The 21,795-nt window shown below is 67.9% G+C and carries 17 protein-coding genes; 12 read left to right on the forward strand and 5 right to left on the reverse strand.

All coding sequences use genetic code 11. From position 1 onward, the window contains the following. Positions 1–33 precede the first annotated feature (33 nt). A complete protein-coding gene (locus tag QNJ67_07875; GenBank protein MDJ0608882.1) occupies positions 34–2,409 on the reverse strand; it encodes a DUF1989 domain-containing protein in 2,376 nt (791 codons plus the stop codon). Positions 2,410–2,589: 180 nt separating this feature from the next. On the opposite strand from QNJ67_07875, the gene QNJ67_07880 reads away from it, so the two are divergent. From QNJ67_07880 to QNJ67_07920, 9 genes are all read left to right on the forward strand, one after another. Then, complete coding sequence (locus tag QNJ67_07880; GenBank protein MDJ0608883.1) at positions 2,590–3,000, forward strand: hypothetical protein; 411 nt, start codon at positions 2,590–2,592, stop codon at positions 2,998–3,000. 121 nt (positions 3,001–3,121) lie between these two features. Beyond that, entirely contained in the window at positions 3,122–4,744 is a 1,623-nt protein-coding gene (locus QNJ67_07885) for a cation:proton antiporter (protein MDJ0608884.1), read from the forward strand. 115 nt (positions 4,745–4,859) lie between these two features. Further along, the gene (locus tag QNJ67_07890) at positions 4,860–5,345 is read left to right on the forward strand and encodes a flavin reductase family protein (GenBank protein MDJ0608885.1); all 486 of its coding nucleotides are present in this window, start codon (positions 4,860–4,862) and stop codon (positions 5,343–5,345) included. A gap of 21 nt (positions 5,346–5,366) precedes the next feature. Then, a complete protein-coding gene (gene ribF, locus QNJ67_07895; protein ID MDJ0608886.1) occupies positions 5,367–6,389 on the forward strand; it encodes a riboflavin biosynthesis protein RibF in 1,023 nt (340 codons plus the stop codon). A gap of 133 nt (positions 6,390–6,522) precedes the next feature. After that, complete coding sequence (locus QNJ67_07900) at positions 6,523–7,473, forward strand: hypothetical protein (protein ID MDJ0608887.1); 951 nt, start codon at positions 6,523–6,525, stop codon at positions 7,471–7,473. 67 nt (positions 7,474–7,540) lie between these two features. Then, the gene (locus QNJ67_07905) at positions 7,541–9,253 is read left to right on the forward strand and encodes a molecular chaperone HscC (protein ID MDJ0608888.1); all 1,713 of its coding nucleotides are present in this window, start codon (positions 7,541–7,543) and stop codon (positions 9,251–9,253) included. 93 nt (positions 9,254–9,346) lie between these two features. Next, complete coding sequence (locus QNJ67_07910; protein MDJ0608889.1) at positions 9,347–10,924, forward strand: FMN-binding glutamate synthase family protein; 1,578 nt, start codon at positions 9,347–9,349, stop codon at positions 10,922–10,924. A 19-nt stretch (positions 10,925–10,943) separates the two neighbouring features. Further along, on the forward strand, positions 10,944–12,629 hold the full coding sequence (locus QNJ67_07915) for an acetolactate synthase large subunit (GenBank protein ID MDJ0608890.1): 1,686 nt from the start codon (positions 10,944–10,946) through the stop codon (positions 12,627–12,629). 183 nt (positions 12,630–12,812) lie between these two features. Further along, entirely contained in the window at positions 12,813–13,019 is a 207-nt protein-coding gene (locus QNJ67_07920) for a hypothetical protein (protein ID MDJ0608891.1), read from the forward strand. 361 nt (positions 13,020–13,380) lie between these two features. Here QNJ67_07920 and QNJ67_07925 read toward each other — a convergent pair whose 3' ends face one another. The 3 genes from QNJ67_07925 to QNJ67_07935 form a co-directional block, all read right to left on the reverse strand. Continuing rightward, a complete protein-coding gene (locus QNJ67_07925) occupies positions 13,381–13,995 on the reverse strand; it encodes an SCO family protein (GenBank protein ID MDJ0608892.1) in 615 nt (204 codons plus the stop codon). A gap of 42 nt (positions 13,996–14,037) precedes the next feature. Beyond that, positions 14,038–14,655, reverse strand: a complete 618-nt coding sequence (locus tag QNJ67_07930) for a copper chaperone PCu(A)C (protein MDJ0608893.1) — start codon at positions 14,653–14,655, stop codon at positions 14,038–14,040. Between the two features lie 181 nt (positions 14,656–14,836). After that, positions 14,837–15,358: a hypothetical protein gene (locus QNJ67_07935; protein MDJ0608894.1), complete on the reverse strand. Its 522-nt coding sequence runs from the start codon at positions 15,356–15,358 to the stop codon at positions 14,837–14,839. Between the two features lie 196 nt (positions 15,359–15,554). On the opposite strand from QNJ67_07935, the gene QNJ67_07940 reads away from it, so the two are divergent. Next, a complete protein-coding gene (locus tag QNJ67_07940; GenBank protein MDJ0608895.1) occupies positions 15,555–17,729 on the forward strand; it encodes a BTAD domain-containing putative transcriptional regulator in 2,175 nt (724 codons plus the stop codon). A 26-nt stretch (positions 17,730–17,755) separates the two neighbouring features. Here the strand turns inward: QNJ67_07940 and QNJ67_07945 are convergent, their stop codons facing one another. Beyond that, the gene (locus QNJ67_07945) at positions 17,756–19,303 is read right to left on the reverse strand and encodes an alkaline phosphatase family protein (GenBank protein ID MDJ0608896.1); all 1,548 of its coding nucleotides are present in this window, start codon (positions 19,301–19,303) and stop codon (positions 17,756–17,758) included. A gap of 195 nt (positions 19,304–19,498) precedes the next feature. Here QNJ67_07945 and QNJ67_07950 point away from each other — a divergent pair, with 195 nt between their 5' ends. Further along, a complete protein-coding gene (locus QNJ67_07950; protein ID MDJ0608897.1) occupies positions 19,499–20,467 on the forward strand; it encodes a D-2-hydroxyacid dehydrogenase in 969 nt (322 codons plus the stop codon). 234 nt (positions 20,468–20,701) lie between these two features. After that, positions 20,702–21,661, forward strand: coding sequence for a DMT family transporter (locus QNJ67_07955; protein ID MDJ0608898.1), 960 nt, complete (start codon positions 20,702–20,704; stop codon positions 21,659–21,661). Positions 21,662–21,795: the final 134 nt, after the last annotated feature.

Genomic DNA, 21,795 nt, shown 5'->3' on the forward strand with positions numbered 1-21,795 from the left:
GGACAAGCTTTCCCGGCCGTCGCGGCTGCCGACCTACGCCCTGACCCGCTTCTTCTCCGGGTCGTAGAAGGGGAAGCGCACGACGGTGGCCGGGATGCGCTTCTGGTGGCCGTCCAGCTTGCCGACCTCGACCTCCGTGCCGGGCTCGGCTAACTCCGCGGCGATCCGGCAGAGCGCGATGTTCTTGCGCAGCACCGGCGAGCGGGTCGCGCTGGTTATCACGCCGATCTGGCTGCGGCCCTTGCCGTCCTGGGCCACGTGGACGCAGTCGCCGTGGGCCGCCGGCTCCTCGCCGGCCAGCTCGAGCCCGACCAGGACCCGCTGCGGGCTCGCCTTGCGCTTGATCAGGGCTTCCTTTCCGCAGAAGTCGTCCTCCTTGGTCTTGAGCGGCACGGTGAAGCCGATGCCCGCCTCGAAGGGGTCGGTCTGGTCGCAGAACTCGTAGCCGTAGAAAATCAGCCCGGCCTCGATGCGCAGCATGTCGAGGGCTTCCAGGCCGAGCGGCGTCAGGTCGTGGGGCTGCCCCGCCTCCCAAATCGCGTCGAACACCGCGCCCGCGTCCTTGGGGTGGCACCAGACCTCGTAGCCGAGCTCGCCCGTGTAGCCGGTGCGCGAGACGATCACCGGCGTGCCGTCGAAATCGCCGATCCGCCCGATGGTGAAGCGGAACCACGCCAGCTCTTCCATGCTCGGCTGGGCCGGCGGGGTCCAGATCACCTCTTTCAGGATGTCGCGGCTCTTCGGGCCCTGGACCGCCACGTTGTGCAGCTGGTCGGTCGAGGACTTGACCCAGACCCGGAGGCCCAGCTTCTCGGCCTGCTCGCGCAGCCAGACGCCGCCGTAGTCGTCGCCGCCGATCCAGCGGAAGTTGTCCGGGCCCAGGCGGAAGGCCGTGCCGTCGTCGAGCATGCCGCCGGTCTCGTTGCACATGGCCGTATAGGCGACCTGGCCGACCGAGACCCGGCGCATGTTCCGGGTCAGCGCCCACTGCATCAGCGCCTCGGCGTCGGGGCCCAGCACCTCGAACTTGCGCAGGGGCGAGAGGTCCATGATCGCCGCCTTCTCGCGGCAGGCCCAGTACTCGTCGAGGGCGCCGTGCTTGGTGAAGTGGTTGGCCAGCCAGTAGCCGCGGTACTCCGAGAAGTTGCGGGTGTGCCTGGCGAAGCTCTGGTGGAACGCGGTCTCGCGCGTCAGCTGGGGATCGGCGTCTGGGGTCATTCTGGTGGCAATCGCTTTGGAGAAGACGTTCTTGGCCGGGTAGACCCGGACGTGGATGTCGGTCGGGTTCCAGCCGTTGGCGGCGTCGATGTCGTCGGGGCAGGCCGAGGAGACGCAGACCATGTCGGTCAGCGCCTGCAGCAGGACGTAGTCGCCGGGCCGCGACCAGGGCTCGTCAATATGGATCTGGTTCGCCTCGTCGACCTGTGTATTGAAGAAGAAGTTGATCGCCTGCCAGCCGCGCCGGGCCGCGACGCCGTAGGGTGCCAGCGCGCCGTTGAAGTTCTCCGAGCAGTTGACGTGCCCGGGGTAGCCCATGTCGTCGTAGTACTTGGCGGTGCAGGCCAGGCCGAAGGAATCGTGTCGGCCGCAGGTGTCGCGGATCACCTCGACCAGGGGCTGCATGTTCTGGTCGTAGAACTTGGCGTAGAGCCCCGGGCCGGGATAGGCCGCGCCCATCAGCGTGCGGGTCGTGGTCGCGTCCAGGCAGTGCTCCAGCCCCCGGTCGAGCCCGGCCGCGGCGAAGCACTGGAAGTCGGAGCACTCGCGGCCCTCGACGTCGATGATCTGGATGAACTCGCCCGCCTTGACCTCGTAGGCGCCGGCGGTGCAGCGGTCGATCCGGAGGTCGAGGCGGGGCTCGGCGAGCGGGTCCGGCAGGCCGGGCGCTGGCGCGCGCGCCGGGTCGGCCCGGGTGACGAAGGCCTCGAGCTCGGTCGGCGGGTCCTGTTCGTCGACCGCCATGGACCCGCCGGGGGCGGTCAGGACGCAGACCAGGGGCTTCTCCGCGGTGAATTGGGCTTCCTCGCCGGCCGGGCTCTCGGGGCCGAAGAGCGCGGCCGCCCGCGCCGCGCCGACATCGAGTCCCCGGCTTTCCAGGCTCGCCGCCAGGATATGCGCCGCCTCGTCGCCGTGCGCCAGGATCGCCCGGAGCCCGTCGGCCGGGACCGTGCCGACGACGCCGAGCGCCGCCGTGTCCGCCGTGCCGTCCTTGTCGAAGGCGATCAGCTCGCCCGACTGGCGGCCTTCCCGGTCGCGCACGCTGAGGCGGTCGCCGGCTTCCAGGGTGAAGACCGTCGCGCCGCCGCCGGCCACCCGGTAGCGCTCGACGCCCGGCCCCAAGGTTGGGACGCCCGGCACCAGAAGCCGGGGGCGAACCAGTGAGACTGCGGTCATGTCGTTCGGCGCCACCGTCGTTCTCCCGCGGGTCGATGTCGTCGGCCCTTCGCCGGTCGAGCCTAGAGCGGATCGTGCCGGGATGGAACCAATTGATCCGCCACAAAAAGATTCCCCCACATCCCGCTCCCGGGCCTAGAATGAAGCGGGACGCCCAAAGATGGCCAGACCACAACGACTTGGGGGTCGGGCGCCATGAACCTAGAAAAAGTCATTTTCGGCTTCTTCATCGTGCTCGCCTTGTCGCTGAACTTCGGGTTCTTCTTCGGCGATATCGAGAATCCCGATCACCACGGGATCGTCGAGTTGTTCCTCGTGATCATCGTGAACCTGATAGCGACCGGTCTGCCCTGTGTGCTTCTCGTGCCGCGCAGCACGGACCGGGTTGAAGTCCAGCCCGACTTCTCGACGCCCGTCCGGCCGCGCGACCAGATCCTGTTCTGCGGTAGCCCGCGCGCTTACCGGCTGCTGCATGCTATCATGAACAACGACTACACGCTGACCTATGTCATGACCGGCAAGGAAGAACCCAGGAGCCGGGCGATGAAATGGCTGGTCCGCCATTTCCCGCTCACTTCCGGGCCGGATCATACGAGAGCCGTGTAGCAACAGGAGAGCGCCCGAGCGAGAACTCGGGCGGCCATGGGTTCGCATCGAAGTGGCGATTGCCAGGTCCAGGGGCGTGCCGCCGGGACCTAGGTGGGCCAAGGAGGGTGCTCGCTTCGCCATGGCGGAAGTCGGCTATCTTTTCGAGATCATCGTGGTCCTGTTCGGGGCCGTCGTCTCCGCTCTGCTGTTTCAGAAGCTCGGCCTCGGCACAGTGCTGGGCTATCTCGTGGCCGGCGCGGTGATCGGGCCGTCGGCTCTGGGGCTGGTCAGCCACGGCGAGACCGTCCAGGCGCTCGCCGAACTCGGAGTCGTGTTCCTGCTGTTCACCGTCGGCTTGGAGATGCCGCCCGAGCGCATCAAGGTGCTTTTCGGCCGGATTCTCGGCCTCGGGCTGGCCCAGGTCGCGGTCACCGCCGCGGCCTTCGCGGGCGTCGCCTGGCTGCTCGGCATGGGCGCCGCCGCGGCCCTGACCCTGGGCACCGCCCTGGCCCTCTCGTCCACCGCCCTGGTGCTCAAGTGGCTCTCGGAGCGTCGGCAGTTGACCTCACAGTTCGGCCGCACTGTCTTCGGCATCGTCGTCGTGCAGGATCTCGCCGTGGGGCCGCTGCTCGTCTGCGTTCTCGCGCTCGGCCAGGAAGGCCTGCAACTGGCCGGATCGCTGGCTCTGGCCTTCTTCAAGATGGCGATTGCGGTGCTTCTGGTCGTGGTGCTGGGGCGCATCGTCCTCGTCCAGATCTTCCGCCAGGTCGCCGCGGTCCGGGAACCGGAGATCTTCGCCGCCCTAACCCTGTTCATCGTGCTGCTCGCGGGCCTCGCGACCAGGATGGCCGGACTGTCGGTCGCCTTCGGCGCCTTTCTGGCCGGCATGCTGCTGGCCGCGACGGTCTATCGTCACCAGGTCGGCGCGGAGATCCAGCCCTTCCGCGGCCTCTTGCTGGGCATGTTCTTCATCAGCGTCGGCATGGCGGTCGACCCGTCGTTGATCGTCGCGAACGCGAGCAGCGTGGTGGGCTTGGCCCTGAGCATCATCCTGGGCAAGGCGGTGATCCTCATAGCGCTTTGCCGGCTCTTTGCTCTCCCGACCGGGCAGTCCCTTCAAGTCGGTGTGCTGCTTTCCCAGGCCGGCGAGTTCAGCTTCGTACTCCTGGGGGCCGCGCTTGCCGCCGGAATCCTGGGCGTCGAACAAGCTCAAGTCCTGGTCGTGGCCGTGGCGCTCACCATGATCGCGACACCCCTGCTGGCTCCCTTCGGCTCCTGGCTGCGCAAGCGCATGGAGCAGCGTGTCGCGCCCTCGGCCGAGGAGATCTCCGATCAGGCGACCTCGCTCAGCGGACACGTCGTGATCACGGGCTACGGTCGGGTTGGCTCCGCCGCCGGCGCGAAATTGAAGAGGGCGGGCGTGCGCTACGTTGCGGTCGACATGGATGCCGAGAACGTTGCCAGGGCGCGGCGCCAGGGTCTGCCGGTCTACTTTGGCGACGCGACGCGGCCCGAGCTTCTGGACGCGGTCAATGTCGAGCGCGCCAGGGCTGTCGTCGTGGCGCTGGACGATCCCAAGGCCGCGCTGCAGCTCGTCGCCCTGGTGCGCTACATCTTCCCCGAGTTGCTGATCCATGCGCGGGCCCGGGACAATCAGCACGCCGACGAGCTGAAACGCGCCGGGGCTAACGTCGTGGTGCCCGAGTTGGTGGCGACCGGCGTCCGCATTGCCGATTCGATCGTGGCACCGGGCAGGGCCTAGAGCGGGTCGCGTACAATCGGGGTCAGCTCTGGCTGCCACGTCCTCACCTTTGTATTCCGTGGACCCTTTGGCTAGATTTCCCCAGCTTTTTGGCGGCGAGGAGAGGCGGCGGGCGATGGCCTTCGATTCCAGAGCGTTTCGCAACGCGCTCGGCTGCTTCGCGACCGGGATCACGATCATCACCGCCAAGGCGCTGGACGGCGAGGTGGTCGGCTTCACGGCGAACTCCTTCAACGCCGTCTCGCTCGACCCGCCCCTGATCCTGTTCAGCCTGGGGCGCAGGGCGCACAGCCTGCAGACCTTCCTCACGACCGAGTACTTCGCGGTCAACGTCCTGCGCGAGGGTCAGCAGGAGCTTTCCGACCGCTTCGCCAAGCCGCTCAGCGACAAGTGGGCCGGCGTCGCGTTCGACACCTGGGACGCCGGCTGCCCGATCCTGAGGGACGCCCTGGCGAAGTTCGAGTGCAAGACCCGCTACACCCACGAGGGCGGCGATCACGTCATCTTCGTCGGTGAGGTGGTGCGCATGGCGGCCGACCCGGACGGGAGCCCGCTGCTCTACTACCGCGGCGCCTATCGCAGCATCGGCGCGGCGACCTGAAGCCGGCGGCGCCCTCCCGTGATGAAGCTCTTCCGCCATTACGGCAACATTCCCGCGGCCAGCCGGGGCTCGGTCCTGGCGATCGGCAACTTCGACGGTATCCACCGCGGCCACCAGGGCGTGCTCGCCGAGGCCGGCCGCCTCGCCGAGTCCTTCGGCGCCCCCCACGCGGTGCTTACCTTCGAGCCGCACCCCCGGCAGTTCTTCAAGTCCGACGGGCCGCCTTTCCGCCTGACGCCGTTCCGCATCAAGGCGCGGCTCATCGAGGCGCTCGGCATCGACTGCCTATTCTGCCTGCGGTTCAACCGGGCGCTGTCGAACATGACGGCTGAGGAATTCGTCACCGACATCCTGGTCGGCGGCCTCGCGACCCGGCACGTGGTCGTCGGGGACAACTTCTGCTTCGGGCGCGGCCGCGGCGGCGACATCGGCCTGCTCAAGAGCCTCGGCGAGACCATGGGCTTTGGCGTCTCCAGCATCTCCCGCATCCTGGGACCGGCCGGCGAGGACTATTCCTCGACCCGGGTGCGCGACTATCTACTGGCCGGCAACCCGACCCGCGCCGCGCTGCTGCTCGGCCGCTACTACGAGGTCGAAGGCCGGGTCCGGCCCGGCGGCGGGGCCAGCCGGGCCCTGGGGTTCCCGACCGCCAATCTGGTGCTGCGCAATACGATTTGTCCCGCGTCCGGCGCCTATGCGGTGCGCGCCGGGATCGACAAGGGCGCGGCGACGCGCTGGCACGGCGGCTTCGCGACCCTGACGCCGGAGTGGGACCGGACGGCGGCGGGCCTGGTCGGGCCGCCGCGCCTCAAGGTGCACCTCTTCGACAACGACCAGGACCTGACCGGGCGCCACATGCGGATCGCCCTGGTCGACTACCTGCGTCCGCCGATCGAGGATCCGGCGCCCGAGGAGCTCAAGGCCCAGTACACCCAGGACGCTGAGCGGGCCCGGGTGATCCTCGCGGCCGAGGACTGGGACGCCAGCTGGCCCGCCACCCCCTTCACGGCCGCCACGGGACCGCGCGGACCGGGCAAGCCCTGAGCCTGACAGCCGGAGGCCGCCGGAGCGACCGGCTTCGAGAGTGGCCGGCTCCCCCAGGGCGGGGCCGCTTAACCCGACCTTAAACCCGAGCGGGAACAGTGTCGCTCTACTCTCTATTCTGCGGGGCGGCGCGGTGCAGGAAGTCTGGCGGGAACTGGGCATCGAGGCGACCGACGATCTCCGCGCGATCCGGACCGCCTACGCGAAGCGGCTGAAGACCACCCGGCCGGAAGACGATCCCGAAGGTTTCGAACGGCTCCGCTGGGCCCACGACCAGGCCTTGGCGCGCGCCCGGTCCGGCTCCACCATGCCGCTCCAGACGCCACCGCGAGACGGCTCCCGGTCCGCCGAGGCGGAAGCGCCGACGCACCAAGCGGGCGACGCTCCCGGAACCGCTATCGCCGAAACCGAATACGCCGAACCCGACGTCGACGAGGTCCCGCCGGCCGCCGCGGCAGCGCTCGAGGCCATTGTCTCGCGGCTCGAAGAGGGCGACGAAGCCGCCGCCGTGCAGTGCCTCGACGCGGCGCTCTCCGGCCCCGACCTGCTCGGGCTCGAGGCGAGGGCGGCCCTCGAGCGTCACTTCCTGGAGGTTCTCGCCCCGCGCCGTCCGCTGCCCACGATCCTGGCGAAGGCGGCCATCGAACGCTTCCAATGGGATCAGGCGTTCGATCACCTGCCCGAGGCGCAGCAGTTCCAGGCTCTGCGTCTGCTCGAGGTCCCCCAGGCCGAGTGGCGGCTCGACTCGCTCCGCCGCGAGTCGCGCAGGACCGGTCTCGGCAGCCGGACGCCCCTGGCCGCCTGGCTGTTGCTGCGGCGGTGTCGGCCCTGGCTCTTCCACCCGGCCTACGTCCTGATGGAGGACGAGATGCTGCAGGCGGTCGAGGACCTGCTGGAAGACATCAGCCGAAACGACCCCCTGCTCCTGGAGCAGTACCTCGATCCGGACACGGTGGTCTGGTGGCGCGCGGTGATCGACCGTCCGCCGGAAGTCAAGAAACGCGAGCGGCGATGGTTCACGCTGGCCTATGTTTCGGTCTTCATGGCGTCCGGCGTCGGCCTCTCCATATGGCTGAGCTCATGAGGCACGCGAGAGCGGCGAGGGCGCGCCCGGACACCCGGGCCCGGGTCCGCCGGATCGAGCGGCGGCGATGATCGTCGGCATAGATCTGGGCACGACGAACAGCCTGGTCGCCCTGTGGCGCGATGGGGCGGCGCAGGTCGTGCCGAACGCGCTGGGAGAGGCCCTTACGCCTTCCGTGGTCGGCCTTGACGATTCGGGCGAAGTCCTGGTCGGCCGGGCGGCGCGCGAGCGCCTGCTGACCCATCCCGATCAAACGGCCGCTCTGTTCAAGCGCTACATGGGCACCGAACGGCGGATTCGGCTGGGCAAGCGCGACTTCCGGCCGGAAGAGCTCTCCGCGCTGGTCTTGACGTCACTGAAGGACGACGCCGAGGCCTGGCTGGGCTCACCGGTGACAGAGGCCGTGATCTCGGTGCCGGCCTATTCCAGCGATGCCCAGCGCAAATCGACGCGCGCCGCCGGCACCATGGCCGGGCTCAAGGTGGAGCGGCTGATCAACGAGCCGACCGCCGCCGCCCTGGCCTACGGCCTCCATCACCGCGAGACGGAGAGCAAGTTCCTGGTCTTCGATCTCGGCGGCGGCACCTTCGACGTCTCCGTTCTGGAGCTCTTCGAGGGCATCATGGAGGTGCGCGCCAGCACCGGCGACAACTTCCTCGGCGGCGAAGACTTCGTCGAGCAGCTGGTGCAGGGCTTCATCGAGGCCGTCGGGAAGCCGGCCGGGCTGGCGCAGGACGGCCTCACGGGACGGCTCGGCGCTGCACTGCGCCGAGAGGCCGAACTGGCCAAGCGGCACTTGAGCGAACGAAAAGCGGCGGAGATGCGGGTTCGATGGCAGGACCGGGAACTGACCTGGGCGCTGGACGAGGCCGACTTCGCGGTCTGCGCCCAAGACCTGATGGCCCGCTTGGCGGCCCCGGTCGAGCGGGCTCTGCGGGACGCCCAGATCGACCCCAAGGAACTGGACGAGGTCCTACTGATCGGCGGCGCCACCCGCATGCCCACGGTGCGCAAGCTGGTGGCCCGCCTGTTCGGCCGGCTGCCGAGCAGCCACCTCGATCCAGACCGGGCGGTCGCGCTCGGCGCGGCCGTACAGGCCGGCTTGAAGGCGCGCGACGCAGCCCTCGACGAGGTCGTCGTGACCGACGTCTGTCCCTACACCCTCGGCGTCGAGGTCGGCAGGCAGATCGGCGAAGAACAGGTCCAGGAGGGGCTCTACCTGCCGCTGATCGAACGCAACACGACGATTCCGGCGAGCCGGGTCAGGCAGGTCTACCCGTTGTCCGAGCGCCAGAAGGCGGTGGACGTTGGGGTCTTCCAGGGCGAGAGCCGCAACGTGAAGCAGAACATTCCGCTGGGAATGCTGCGGGTCGCACTGCCCAGGGGCGGCGGCATCGACGACAAGGCGGTCGACGTCCGCTTCACCTACGACATCGACGGACTTCTGGAGGTCGAGGCCAAGGTCGTCGCCACGGGCGAAGTCAAGAGCATGATCGTTGAGCAGGCGCCCGGCACGCTGAGCCCGAAGGAGATCGAGAAGCGGATGAAGGCTCTGGCCAAGCTCAAGATCCATCCGCGGGACCAGAGTGAGAACCGCGCCCTCCTGGCTCGGGCCGAGCGGCTCTACGAGGAGCGCCGGGGCGAGACCCGCGATACGATCGACCGCTTGCTGTCCCGCTTCGAGCAGCTCTTGGCCGGCCAGGATCCCGAGCGGATCGCCGAGGGGCGCCTCAGGCTGGCCGAGGCCCTCGACGCCATCGAGGGCGAGAGCTACTTCTGAGGGGCCGGCGCGCGGCCCTCTTGGCAGGCGTCGCCCCCGGGGTGCTAAGCTAGGCCTCGTCACAGGATAGGCCGCTAGCAGGGTTCGTTCGCCATGGTCCCCGACTTCGTCATCAACGTCCTCTCGATCCTGGCCATCCTCTTCGTCGTGGCGATCGGGATCGGCATCCTGGTCGTGCTCGTCCTCTACGCGATCGACGTCACCCAGAGCCGCCACGCGATCCGGCGGAACTATCCCGTCATCGGGCGCTTCCGCTACTTCTTCGAGCATCTCGGCAGCTTCTTCCGCCAGTACTTCTTCGCCATGGACCGGGAGGAGATGCCCTTCAACCGGGAGCAGCGCTCCTACGTCTACCGCGCGGCCAAGAACGTCTCGACGCGGCACGCCTTCGGCTCGACCCGCGATCTCCGCTTGCCGGGCACGGTCTTCTTCGTGAACTGCGCCTTTCCGACCCTGGACGAGGACGTCGTCGAGAGCGCTCCGATGACCATCGGCCCGACCGCCGCCAAGCCCTACGTGACCGACGCGCTTTTCAATGTCTCGGCCATGAGCTACGGCGCCCTCTCCAAGGTGGCGGTCCAGGCGCTCTCGGCCGGCGCGGCCAAGGCCGGCATCTGGCTCAACACCGGCGAGGGCGGCCTCGCGCCCTTCCACCTGGAAGGCGGCTGCGACGTCGTTTTCCAGATCGGCACGGCCAAGTACGGCATCCGCGACAAGGAAGGCCGGCTCTCCGACGAGCGGATCAAGGCCTTGGCGGCGCACGAGCAGGTCCGCATGTTCGAGATCAAGCTGAGCCAGGGCGCCAAGCCGGGCAAGGGCGGGATCCTGCCGGCCGCCAAGGTGTCGCCGGAGATTGCCGAGATCCGGGGCATACCCGTCGGCCAGGACTCGATCAGCGCGAACCGGCACCCGGACATCAATTCCGTCGGCGACCTGCTCGACATGATCGACCACATCCGCCGGGTCTCGGGCAAGCCGGTCGGCTTCAAGTGCGTGGTCGGCGCCTACGGCTGGCTCGAGGAGCTGTTCGAGGAGGTGCAGCGGCGCGGCCTGGACAGCGCGCCCGACTTCATCACGGTGGACAGCGCCGACGGCGGCACCGGCGCGGCGCCCATGAGCCTGATGGACCGCATGGGGCTGCCGATCTGGGAGAGCCTGCCCATGGTGGCCGACCTCCTTGTCGGCTACGGCCTGAAGGAGCGCACGCGCCTGATCGCCTCCGGTAAGCTGATCACCCCGGCCGACGTTGCCTGGGCGTTCTGCGTCGGCGCCGACTTCGTTGTCTCGGCGCGCGGCTTCATGTTCGCGCTGGGCTGCATCCAGGCCATGCAGTGCAACAAGAACATCTGCCCGACCGGCATCACCACCCAGGACCCGCGGTTCCAGCGGGGCCTGGTACCCGCCGACAAGGCCGAGCGGGTCGCCAACTACGCGCGCCACGTGGTCAACGAGGTCGGCGTGATCGCGCATTCCTGTGGTGTCGCGGAACCGCGCGACCTCAGGCGCTTCCACGCCCGGCAGGTGACCGCCGAAGGCGGGTCGGTGCCGCTCGACGTGCTCCATCCGGAGGTCGCGCCCGGCTCCTTGATCGGACGGGGCGGCGGCATCACCTCCGTCCCGGGACAAGACAGCCCGCCGGCGGACCTGTTGCAGGCCGGCGACACGCGTTAGCGAGAAGGAGCCCCCGCCCGTGACCCCACGCGAACCCGAGACGACGATCAAGGCCTCCGACCTCTTCGTGCGGTGCCTCGAGGCCGAGGGCGTGACCCATATCTTCGGCGTGCCCGGCGAGGAGAACGCCGACCTGATGATCTCTCTGGAGGACAGCCCGATCGAATTCGTGCTGTGCCGCCACGAGCAGGCCGCCGCCTTCATGGCCGACGTCTACGGCCGTCTGACCGGTAAGGCCGGGGTCTGCCTCTCGACCCTGGGGCCGGGCGCGACCAACCTGGTGACCGGGATTGCCGACGCCAACATGGACCGCGCGCCGGTGGTGGCGATCATCGGCCAGGCCTCGACCGAGCGCCTGCACAAGGAGAGCCACCAGAACATGGACGCGGTCGGCATGTTCCGGCCGATCACCAAGTGGGCCCACTCGATCCCCGATGCCGACACGATCCCCGAGGTGCTGCGCAAGGCCTTCAAGCTGGCCGAGGCCGAGAAGCCTGGCGCGACCGTGGTCGAGCTGCCCGAGAACGTGGCCAAGGCGCCGGTCGCCAAGCGCCCGTTGGGTGCCACGACGACACGGCGGCCGGCCGCCGACCACAAGGCCGTCGCCCGCGCGGCCGCCTTGATCGGCGAGGCGGAGAGCCCGCTGATCCTGGCCGGCAACGGCGCGGTCCGGAAGCGCGCCGCCAGGCAGCTGCGCCGCTTCGCCCACAAGGCCGGCATCGCGGTCGTGAACACCTTCATGGGCAAGGGCGCCGTGCCGCTCGACGACCCCCACTGCCTCTTCACCATCGGCCTGCAGAGCCGCGACCACGTGACCGGAGCCTTCGACCGCGCCGACCTGGTGATCTCGGTCGGCTACGACCTGGTCGAGTACGCCCCGGACCTTTGGAACTGCGGTCGAGAGAAGCGCTTGATCCACATCGACTTCGAGCCGGCCGAGGTGGACGACGCCTATCAGCCCGACGTGGAGATCGTCGCCGATCTCGCCGACGCTCTCTGGCAGCTCAACGAGGCGGTCAACGAGAGCTACGAGGGCCGCCTGCCGCTGTTCGACATCGCCGAGCGCGCCGAGCTGCGCCGGACCATCGCCGACGACCTGGCGGCCGAGGCCGAGGACCTCTCCTTCCCAATGAAGCCCCAGCGGATCCTGAGCGATCTGCGCAAGGCGCTGGGACGCGACGACATCCTGCTGTCCGACGTCGGGGCCCATAAGATGTGGGTGGCGCGCTACTACCAGTGTCTGGAGGCCAACACCTGCCTGATCTCGAACGGCTTCTGCTCCATGGGCTTCGCCCTGCCGGGGGCGATCGGCGCCCGCTTCGCCCATCCGGAGCGCAAGGCCGTCGCGCTCTGCGGCGACGCCGGCTTCCTGATGAACGTGCAGGAGCTGGAGACCGCGGCCCGGCTCCGGCTGCCGATGGTGGTCCTGGTCTGGGTCGACGGCGAGTACGGCCTGATCAAGTGGAAGCAGCAGAACCAGTTCGAGGGCCGTCACTCGGACCTCGCCTTCGGCAACCCGGACTTCGAGCTGCTGGCCAGGTCATTCGGGCTCTGGGGCTGCACGGTCGAGCGCGCCGAGGACTTCCCCGGCCTGCTCGAGGAGGCCCTCGCCCAGGACGGGCCAGCCCTGCTGGCCGTCCCGGTCGACTACGACGAGAACCGCAAGATGACCGAGCGCCTCGGCAGCCTCGTCCTGCCGATCTAGCTGGCCACTGGAGGTCTCCTGAGCCCTTGATCACGGTCATGCTTCGACAAGCTCAGCATGAGGTTTTCTTCTTGATAGATTTCACCCTCACCCTGAGCTTGTCGAAGGGTGATGGTGCCGGCTAAGGCCTCGTTCTTCGAGCCTTCCAAACAAATTCGGTTCAAGAAGTGCTATCTTGGGGCCATGGCGAAGAACCGCGAAACCATGGGAGACGACTCCCCGCCCCGGGATCCGGGGTTCGAGCGCAGGGCCCTGCTGATCTTCGCCGGGCTCTGCCTGTCGCTCGCCGCCGCCTTTCTGGCCTTTCCCGGCCTCTGGCCGGCGCTCGCCGATCCCTACGAGGCCGTGACCGTGGCCATGGCCACCATTGCCGAGCTCTGCCGCTGGTAGTCCGTCGTCGGCTCTCGTGTCCTGATTCGGAAGTTCCGGCGCGGTACGGACCCGACATATAGCTGACATTATGGACCAGTGATATCGCTCACGGTGGGCATGCCCTGCCGCCGGATGGCGAGGGGCCAAGAACTAGAAAGGGATTCACCACAGAGACACAGAGAACACAGAGGAGAAACCAACAGTTTTTTGGCGCGCTTCGCGCGCAGCCAGCTCCTTTTGGTTCTCTGGGCTCTCTGTGTCTCTGTGGTGAATAGTTTTGGTTTCAACCCCGGCACGACCCCGCGAGAGGGATTGCTGCTGCCGTCAGCGATCCAATCGGTCTATACCGTGCCTGAACACTGTCCTCGGAATCGGGACTCTAGAAAAAGCCCTCGACCACCTCAGTCATGGTTTCGGGCGTCACGTCGTGGCGGAACACCGCCAGCAGTCGCCAGTCGGGGTCCATTAGGTAGCTGTAGGTCGAGTGATCGACCGGGTAGTCCACCGGGTCGACGTCCTTGCGCAGGCGGTAGATCACCCGGAAGGCGCGGGCCGCGTCGCGCACTGCCGCGTCCGGGCCGGTCAGGGCCACCATGTCCGGATGAAAATGCGCGACATAGGCGGCCAGGGCATCGGGCGTGTCCCGCGCCGGGTCGAGACTCAAGAAGACCGGCCGCACGCGGGTGGCGCGCGGCCCGAGCCGGTCCATGGCCAGGCTCATGGTGGCCAGCGTGGTCGGACAGAAGTCGGGGCAGGAGCGGTAGCCGAAGGTGAGCAGCGTGAAGCCGCCGCGGAAATCGGCCTCGGTGACGGCCTGCCCCCGATGGTCGGTCAGCGAAAAGGGCCCGCCGATCTCGGCCGGCAGCGCGACCAGGCCCGGGCCCGACGGCGTCCGGGCCTCGAGCAGGCGGTCGCCGAGGATCCAACCGGTCGCGGCCAGCGCGAGGACCGCCAGCACCGCGGCGCCGGCGAAGAGGGTCCGGCCGGACCTCATGGTCCCGGCGCCCCCACGGCGCTCGGCCCGGCGCCTATAGGGTCAGGACCCCTGGCCGTGTCCGTGCGAACCGTGCCCGTGGGAATCGTGTCCGCCATGGCCCTTCATCGGTGCCATCGCGCCGATCTTCTCGATCTCGACCTGGATCTCGATCGAGCCTGCCCGCTCGAAGGTCAGGGTCAGGGGGAAGCGCTCGCCCTCGACCAGCGGGGCCTTCAGCCCCATCAGCATGACGTGGTGCCCGCCGGGCTGGAACACGGTCGGCGAGCCGGGCGTCACCTCGACCGCCTTGATCGCGCGCATCTTCATGACGCCGTCTTCCATCAGGTGGGTGTGCAGCTCGGTGCGCTGGGCGACCGGGCTGGCCACGGCCACCAGGCGGTCGGCCGTCTCGCCCTCGGCGCGCAGGGTGAAGTAGGCCGCTCCGTTGGGCGCCTTGCCGGGCGTGGCGCGGGCCCAGGCCTGCTCGATCATGATCTCGCCGATCCGCGCGGGCTCGGCCGCCATCGCGCCGCCGGACAGGATCAGGAAGGCAACCGCGATCGAGAGCAGACGGGTCATGATTGGGTACTCCAATGACTGGTTGACGTCTTGGCGATAGACATGGGGTGAGACGGCGGGCGCGTCCAGCGTCGCGATCCCTGTCGGCTTCTTCGTCATGAAGCAAGCGACCCACAAGGCGCCCTTGCCGCTGTGCGGCTGCGCGGGGCGTCGGAGCAGAGCAAAAGGAAGAGTCCGACCAGGATTGCCGCGTTCGTGGCGGCAACGGCAAGGAGTCGCCACAAGCAGAAACGAGCCAGGCGGCACGCGAAGTCTGTGCCGCCTGGGTCGCAGCTCTACGTTACTGCTGACAGATTGTGCCGATCTCTAGGCCTGTGCCCTTGGCGTTTCCGAAGCTGGCGAGGTTTCCGGTCGCGCCTTTGAAATCGCCGGTGCCGCCTGAGATCTCGGAAAGTCCCGACCAGTCCTTTGTCTTGGTGTCGAAGACTCCGATCTCCTCCGCCCGGAGGACGCCCGAGGTCGTAACGAGTTTGGTAACGCCGTGATAGACGATCCGGCCGGGGGCGTGTTGGAGCTTCGCTTCCTTGCTCGGATCGGAGAAGAACTCCATTCGACCCGTGAGCCAGCCGGCTTGATCGACGACCTGCCGAGTGAAGCAGAACTCGAAAGCCTGGTCGGCGGGGCACTCGACGATCTCGCGCTCTTGGAGGACGGCATGCACGGAGCGGCAACCGCTCCGGTCGCCGGCCGCCATTGGCGAGACCACGCCGTTCTCCGCGGCGGCTTCACCCCCGAGCAGCGCCGAGAAAGCCAGGATCAAGGCCCCGGACAGTGAGCAAGACACCAGGTTTCTGAACGCCATGGAACTCTCCTTTCATCATGTTCGGGGCGTGGTCGCCGCCGAGTGGATGATCCAAGTCGACTTCCAGGCTAGGGGGCCAACGTCAGAAACGCGTTGTCGGGATCGTTGGAAACTCGCAAGAAATGAAGAGTCGGTCGTTATTATGGTGTTGTGACGCTACCATGGATGAGCCAGTCGATCGCAGGGACCGAGATCCATGGCCGGATTTAGCCTCCAACTCTTGGGTGGCGTTTCCGCTCGGCTCGAGTCCGGGGCATCGATCGCGTTTCCAACCAAGAAGACCAAGGCCCTCTTGAGCTACCTGGCGATCCCCCTGGGCAAGAGCCACTCGCGGGGCAAGCTCTGCGGACTACTGTGGGAGGACAGCGCGGAGGAGCAGGCGCGAGCCAACCTGCGCCAAACCCTGACCTACCTCCGCAAGGCTTTGTCGGCTCCGGAGCGTGAGGCGGTCGCGACCGATGGCGACGCCGTTGCTCTCGATCCCGCGGCGCTCGAGGTCGACGTGGTCGACTTCGAGAGGCTGGCACAGGAGGCCACGCCTGCCGCTCTGGAACGCGCCAGCGAGCTCTACAGGGGAGAGTTCCTGGAGGGCTTCGACATCCGCGGGGAAGCTTTTGAGGCCTGGCAAAGAGCCGAGCGGCAACGGCTCCGCGAGGTCGCGGTCGAAGTTCTGGGCAATCTTCTAGCGCACTACGTCGCGGCCGGTAGGCCGGAAGACGCCGTTCAGGCGGCGATACGGCTCCTCACCATCGACCCCCTGCGTGAGGAAGCCCACCGGGCACTGATACGTCTCCGCCTGCACCAGGGTCAGCGCGCATTGGCGCTTCAGCAGTACCAGGACTGCCGCGACCTGCTCAGGCGTGAGCTCGGCACGGATCCGGACCCGGAAACCGAACGTCTTCACCGCGGAATTCGCGAAGGACTGTCGGAGGAAGCCCCACGCGACGGGACGCCGAAGGCGGAGGCCTCGCCCCCGGAGCCCGGGAGCGCCGAGCCCTTGCCCTTGAAGAAGGCCGCTCCGGGCCGGATCGGGTTCCGCAAGACCCGGCTCCACCTGATCAGCGCGGCCGCGGCCGCCCTTGTGATCATCGGGGTGACCGTGATTTGGATGAGCGGCGCTCCGAGCGAGTCACAGAACGAGACCATGGTGTCGACGGGGCTCTACCCGCCTCTGCCCGAAGGCCCCAGCATCGCGGTCTTGGCCTTCAGGAACCTCTCCGCCGACCCGGACCAGGAGTATTTCGCGGACGGTCTCTCCGAAGATCTGATCACGGATCTTTCCAAGCTACGCGCGCTCTTCGTGATCGCCCGTGAATCGAGCTTCGCCTACAAGGGCAAGGCGGTGGACGTGCGCCAGATCGGCAGGGAGTTGGGCGTTGGCCACATCCTCGAAGGAAGCGTGCGCAAGGTTGACGATCAGGTGCGGATCACCGCCCAGCTCGTGGACGCCTCCACCGGCAATCACATCTGGGCGCAGCGCTACGACCGGCCGCTCACCGATGTCTTCGCGGTGCAGGACGAGATACGCAACGAGATCGTGGCGTCGCTGGACGTGGCGCTGATCGAGGGCGAGCAGGCCCGCGCCTGGCGCAAGGGCACCGACAATCTGGAGGCCTATGAGTTGTTCCTGCGATCACATGAAGTGAAGCTCAGATTCACGGAAGCAACCACCCACCAGGCGATCGGACTCCTGCAACAGGCCATCAAACTCGATCCGGCCTTCGCGAAAGCCTGGGTGCACCTCGGCTGGTCGTACGACATCTTGATATGGTCGGGCTGGGCTGAATCCCCATCGGAAACAATCGACTTGGCGTTCGCCGCCGCCAACCGTGCGGTGGCGCTGGATGAAAACTCGAGCGACGCGCACACGCTCTTGGGGTCTCTCATGATCAACTACGAACGGGACCATGAGAAAGGGATCGCCGAGCTCGAGAAGGGGATGGCCTTGAACCCGAACGGGGCCGACAGCCATGCGATAGCAGCCTTTTTCCTGCCCTACGTGGAGAGGAATAAGGAGGCTGTTGCGGCGATCGAGAAGGCGATGCGGCTCAACCCGTATCCGCCGGATTGGTACTACAGCGCCCTGGGCGCAGCCTACCTCGCCGCGGAGCGCTATCCCGACAGCATCGCTGCCTCGAGGGAATGTGTCACGCGTTTGCCGGACCACATGATGTGCAATCTCAGGCTGATCCTGGGTTACATGGCGACCGGTCGCAAGAACGAGGCACGAACCCAGACGCAAGAGGTGCTCCGAATAGATCCGGAGTTCTCCGTCTCGAGACACTTCACGGAGTATGCCGAGTTGAGCACCGGCCCGGCCGTAAGAGAACGGCGCATGACGTTCCTCCGCGAAGCCGGATTGCCGGAATAGTCAGAGGGTGCGCTGTCTTCCCGGCTCTAGCTACGGGGGCCCCGGTGCTCGATGCGTCCACCTGGGGTCAGCATCTGGTTGGCCAGCACGCGCTCGTCGTGCAGCATGCGCCAGGATAGTATCTTCTGCGCGTACTCCAGCACGAGGGGCAGGTAGGCCGGGTCGTCCGCCAGGTTGGTGAACTCGCCGGGGTCCTCCTGGAGGTCGAAGAAGAGCGGCGGCAGGGCGGTGAAGTGGACGTACTTGTAGCGCTCGCCGCGAATCACGTTGAGGCTGCACTGGTCGGGCGTCAGGCCGAGCGCGCGCTCCGAGCGCCGGTGCATGAGGTCCCGGAAGTCATACTCCCAGTGGGCTTCCTCGCGCCAGTTCGCCGGGCGCTCGCCCCGGCTGAGCGGCAGCAGCGACTGACCGTCGCACTGGCTGGGCGCCTCCAGCCCGAGCCAGTCGAGGACCGTCGGCATGACGTCGACGCTCTCGGTGAAGGCCGTGACGTCGCCGCCCGGCGGCGTGCCGGGCGCCCGCAGGATCAGGGGGATGTGGTAGGACTGCTCGAAGTAGCCCAGCTTGCCGTAGAGCCAGTGATCGCCGAGCTGCTCGCCGTGATCGGTTGTGAAGACGATCAGGGTGCGCTCGTAGACGCCCTGCTCCTCGAGCGCCGCGATCAGTCGGCCGAGCTGGGCGTCGACCTCCGAGATCATGCCGTAGTAGGTGGCGCGGATCTGCCGCTGGTGGTGCTCCGGCAGGTCCGGCGTGCGACCCTGTTTCAGTCCCGCTGTCGGGCCTGCGCCGCCCTGGACCGGGATGCGGTAGGCGAGCCAGGGGTGCTGGGCGGCCTCCAGTTCCATGTCGTCGCGGCGCAGCAGGCCGGGCACGGCGTCGGGCTCGTAGAGCGCGTTGTAGGGTTCCGGCGCGACGAAGGGCGGGTGCGGCGAGAGATAAGAGAGGTGAAGGAACCAGGGCCGGTCGCGGCGGACCGCGGTGTACTTGATCGCCTCGTCGGTCAGGAAGGCGGTCATGCTGTCCTCGGCCTTGTAGAGCGCGGGCGCGAAGGTGGAGCCGCGCTCATTGGCGGCGGAGGTATCCGCCCGGGGCCGGAACACGCCGTGATGGCCGGGCGGTATGTCGTAGCCCTTGGCTTCCAGGTCGGCGACCCACGGCAGGTTCTCGTCGGTGATCCAGATCACCGGGGTCATCCCGGGCAGGACGCTCTCGTAGCGCGACAGGGCGGGGTCGCCGGCCGCAAGGTCCCGCGGGTCGGCGCTGGTGTCCGTGTAGCCGATCAGCACGGGCTCGTAGCCCGCCTTGCGGGCCTCCAGGGCAATGTTGGTGTGGCGCCGGTCGAGCGGCGTGCCGTTGGCAACCGAGCGGTGGTTCTGGAGATACATCCCGGTCAGCAGCGACGCCCGGCTCGGCCCGCAGGGCACGGTCTGCGCGTAGTGGCGCCGGAACAGCACGCCGTCGGCGGCGAGACGGTCGAGATGGGGCGTCTTGACGCAGGGGTGCCCGAGCGCGGAGAGGCAGTCGCCCCGCCACTGGTCGGCGGTGATCAGGAGGACGTTCTTGGGTTCGGACACGGTGTCAGCGTTCCCGCCTGTTCGGCCTTCTTGAAAGCTAAAGCCTTTCGGCCTGTACACCAGGGCGCTTCCGCCATCCAGTGAAATTGTCATGTAGCGCCGCGCGGCGCCGCCGCTGCGCGGTTTCTCCTTGCGCCCCGGCTCCGGGCGCTGATCAATGGGCGCAGGATCTTCCGGCAGTCGGAGGCAAGCGCCATGAGCACGTCCCAGCCGGGCACGCCCAAAGTTCTCGTGCTGTTCAGCGACACCCGCGACATACGGGAGGTCTTGGAGCCTCGTTTCCCAGACCTGCCGGTGACCTACGCCTCCTCGACCGAGGCGATCGGCGAGACCCTGGAGCGTGTCCGTCCCGAGGTCGTCTTCTCGATCAAGGACAGCGGTTTTGCTGGCGACGTCCACAAGGCCGCCATCGCGTTCCCCTCGGTCCGCTGGTTCCACGTCGGCGGCTCGGGCTACGAGCACGTGATCCCCTGGGACGCCGAGCGGGTCACGGTGACCAACGGCGCCGGCGTGCTCGCGCGCTTCCTGGCCGAGACGGCGACCGGCGCGATGCTGATGCTGAACGGCAACCTGCTCAGCTACCGCGACCAGCAGCGCGCCGTGACCTGGCGGCCGATCCCGTTCCGCCCCTTGTCGGATCAGACCCTGCTGGTCGTCGGCGTCGGCGCGATTGGCGGCTACCTCGCGGACAACGCCAAGGCGCTCGGCATGCGCGTGCTGGGCACGCGGCGGAGCGGCGCGCCCCATCCCTCGGTCGAAGAGATGCATCCGCCGGAAGCCCTGCCCGACCTCCTGGGCCGGGCCGACGTGGTCAGCCTCCACCTGCGCCTGACAGAGGAGACCCGCCACACCATCGATCGCGCCGCCCTGGCGGCGATGAAGCCCGGCGCCATGCTGATCAACACGGCGCGCGGCCCGGTGGTCGACGAGCCGGCCCTGATCGCGGCCCTCGAGTCGGGCCATTTGGGCGCCGCCTATCTCGACGTCTTCGAGACCGAGCCGCTGCCGCCCGACAGCCCGCTCTGGTCCTTCGACCGGGTCTTCGTCACGCCGCACGCCTCGGACAACGTCACGCGCTGGCCAGGGCTCTTCGCCGAGCGCTTCGCCGACAACCTGGAGCGCTGGATCCGCGGCGAGCCGCTGCAAAGCCGGGTCTCGCCCTAGGCGCTTGCAGAAAGACGCCTGAGACTTTGATGACAGTCACCCTTCGACAAGCTCAGGATGAGGTTCAATTCCTGAAACAAGTCACCCTCACCCTGAGCCTGTCGAAGGGTGATGGTTGCGGCTGTGCACGTTTTCAGCGGCCTGCCGGAGCGGAGAGTGTTGAGTTTGCATCACGCCGTGATCGCGTCCTCACTAGCCTGTCCGCTCTCGGATCCATAGGCTAAGGGGCGCCCGATGCAGCGGGCCGAGACCCCGGACCGGCGGCGCAACCGGCCGCTGTTCGGCATCGGCCTGGCGCTCGCCTCCTTGGCCTTGCTCTCTATCCTGACGGCCATGGTGAAGTGGCTCGGCGAGGCCTATCCGGTCAGCCAGATCCTCTTCTTCCGCTTTCTCTTCGCCCTGCCGCCGATCCTCTACTTCCTGCGCCGGGCGGGCGGCGTCGCGGCGCTGCGCACCCGGCGTCCCCTCGACCACGCCCTGCGCTCGGGCTTCGGGGTCTGCGGCATCGGGCTATTCTTCTTCGCGATCACCGAGATCCCGCTGGCCGAGGCGACCGCGATCTTCTACGCCGCGCCGATCTTCGTGACCGCGCTCTCGGTGCCGATCCTGGGCGAGGCGGTCGGGCCGCGGCGCTGGACGGCGGTTCTGGTCGGTTTCGTCGGGGTCTTCGTGATCACCGATCCGACCGGCGCGGTGCTCGGGCTCGGGATCATGGCGGCCGTGGCCTCGGCCGTCTTCAGCGCCCTGGTCTCGATCTGGATCCGTCGCCTGAGCCGCAGCGAGGCGACCGCCACCATCGCGCTCTACTACAATTCCACCGGCACGCTGGTCGCCGGGGCGCTGGTCCTGATCTTCGGCTGGCGCACGCCGGAGCCCTTGGATCTCCTGGTCCTCGTGTCCCTCGGCCTGATCGGCGGCCTGGCGCAATACCTCATGACCGCCTCGTTCCGCTACGCCGAGGCCAGCCTGCTCACGCCTTTCGAGTACCTCGCCCTGATCTTCGCCGCGGTCATCGGCTTCCTGGTCTGGCAGGAGGTGCCCCCCTGGACCACCCTGACCGGCGCCGCGATCATCGTCGCGAGCGGTCTCTTCGTGATCTACCGGGAAGCCTGGCTGGCGGCGCGCGGCCGCAAGGCCGCCTCGACAGCTGGGGCTCCCGACGTCGCCGACGACAAGGCTTCGCGATCTTGCTAGAGCGGATCGCATTCAAACGGGATCACTTTCTGATCCCGTTTGAATGCGTGAATCCGCTCTACATCAATAGTTAGAGCGGATCCACGCGGCAAATGGATCGCCTCAGGCGATTCCATTTGACCGCGATCTGCTCT

It is taken from the genome of Kiloniellales bacterium, from assembly GCA_030064845.1.
Taxonomy (GTDB): domain Bacteria; phylum Pseudomonadota; class Alphaproteobacteria; order Kiloniellales; family JAKSDN01; genus JASJEC01.

Coding starts and splice junctions, on each gene's coding strand:
- QNJ67_07880 (MDJ0608883.1), top strand. CDS start 2,590: ATGAACCTAGAAAAAGTCATTTTCGGCTTCTTCATCGTGCTCGCCTTG.
- QNJ67_07885 (MDJ0608884.1), top strand. CDS start 3,122: ATGGCGGAAGTCGGCTATCTTTTCGAGATCATCGTGGTCCTGTTCGGG.
- QNJ67_07890 (MDJ0608885.1), top strand. CDS start 4,860: ATGGCCTTCGATTCCAGAGCGTTTCGCAACGCGCTCGGCTGCTTCGCG.
- ribF (MDJ0608886.1), top strand. CDS start 5,367: ATGAAGCTCTTCCGCCATTACGGCAACATTCCCGCGGCCAGCCGGGGC.
- QNJ67_07905 (MDJ0608888.1), top strand. CDS start 7,541: ATGATCGTCGGCATAGATCTGGGCACGACGAACAGCCTGGTCGCCCTG.
- QNJ67_07910 (MDJ0608889.1), top strand. CDS start 9,347: ATGGTCCCCGACTTCGTCATCAACGTCCTCTCGATCCTGGCCATCCTC.
- QNJ67_07920 (MDJ0608891.1), top strand. CDS start 12,813: ATGGCGAAGAACCGCGAAACCATGGGAGACGACTCCCCGCCCCGGGAT.
- QNJ67_07925 (MDJ0608892.1), bottom strand. CDS start 13,995: ATGAGGTCCGGCCGGACCCTCTTCGCCGGCGCCGCGGTGCTGGCGGTC.
- QNJ67_07930 (MDJ0608893.1), bottom strand. CDS start 14,655: ATGACGAAGAAGCCGACAGGGATCGCGACGCTGGACGCGCCCGCCGTC.
- QNJ67_07935 (MDJ0608894.1), bottom strand. CDS start 15,358: ATGGCGTTCAGAAACCTGGTGTCTTGCTCACTGTCCGGGGCCTTGATC.
- QNJ67_07940 (MDJ0608895.1), top strand. CDS start 15,555: ATGGCCGGATTTAGCCTCCAACTCTTGGGTGGCGTTTCCGCTCGGCTC.
- QNJ67_07950 (MDJ0608897.1), top strand. CDS start 19,499: ATGAGCACGTCCCAGCCGGGCACGCCCAAAGTTCTCGTGCTGTTCAGC.
- QNJ67_07955 (MDJ0608898.1), top strand. CDS start 20,702: ATGCAGCGGGCCGAGACCCCGGACCGGCGGCGCAACCGGCCGCTGTTC.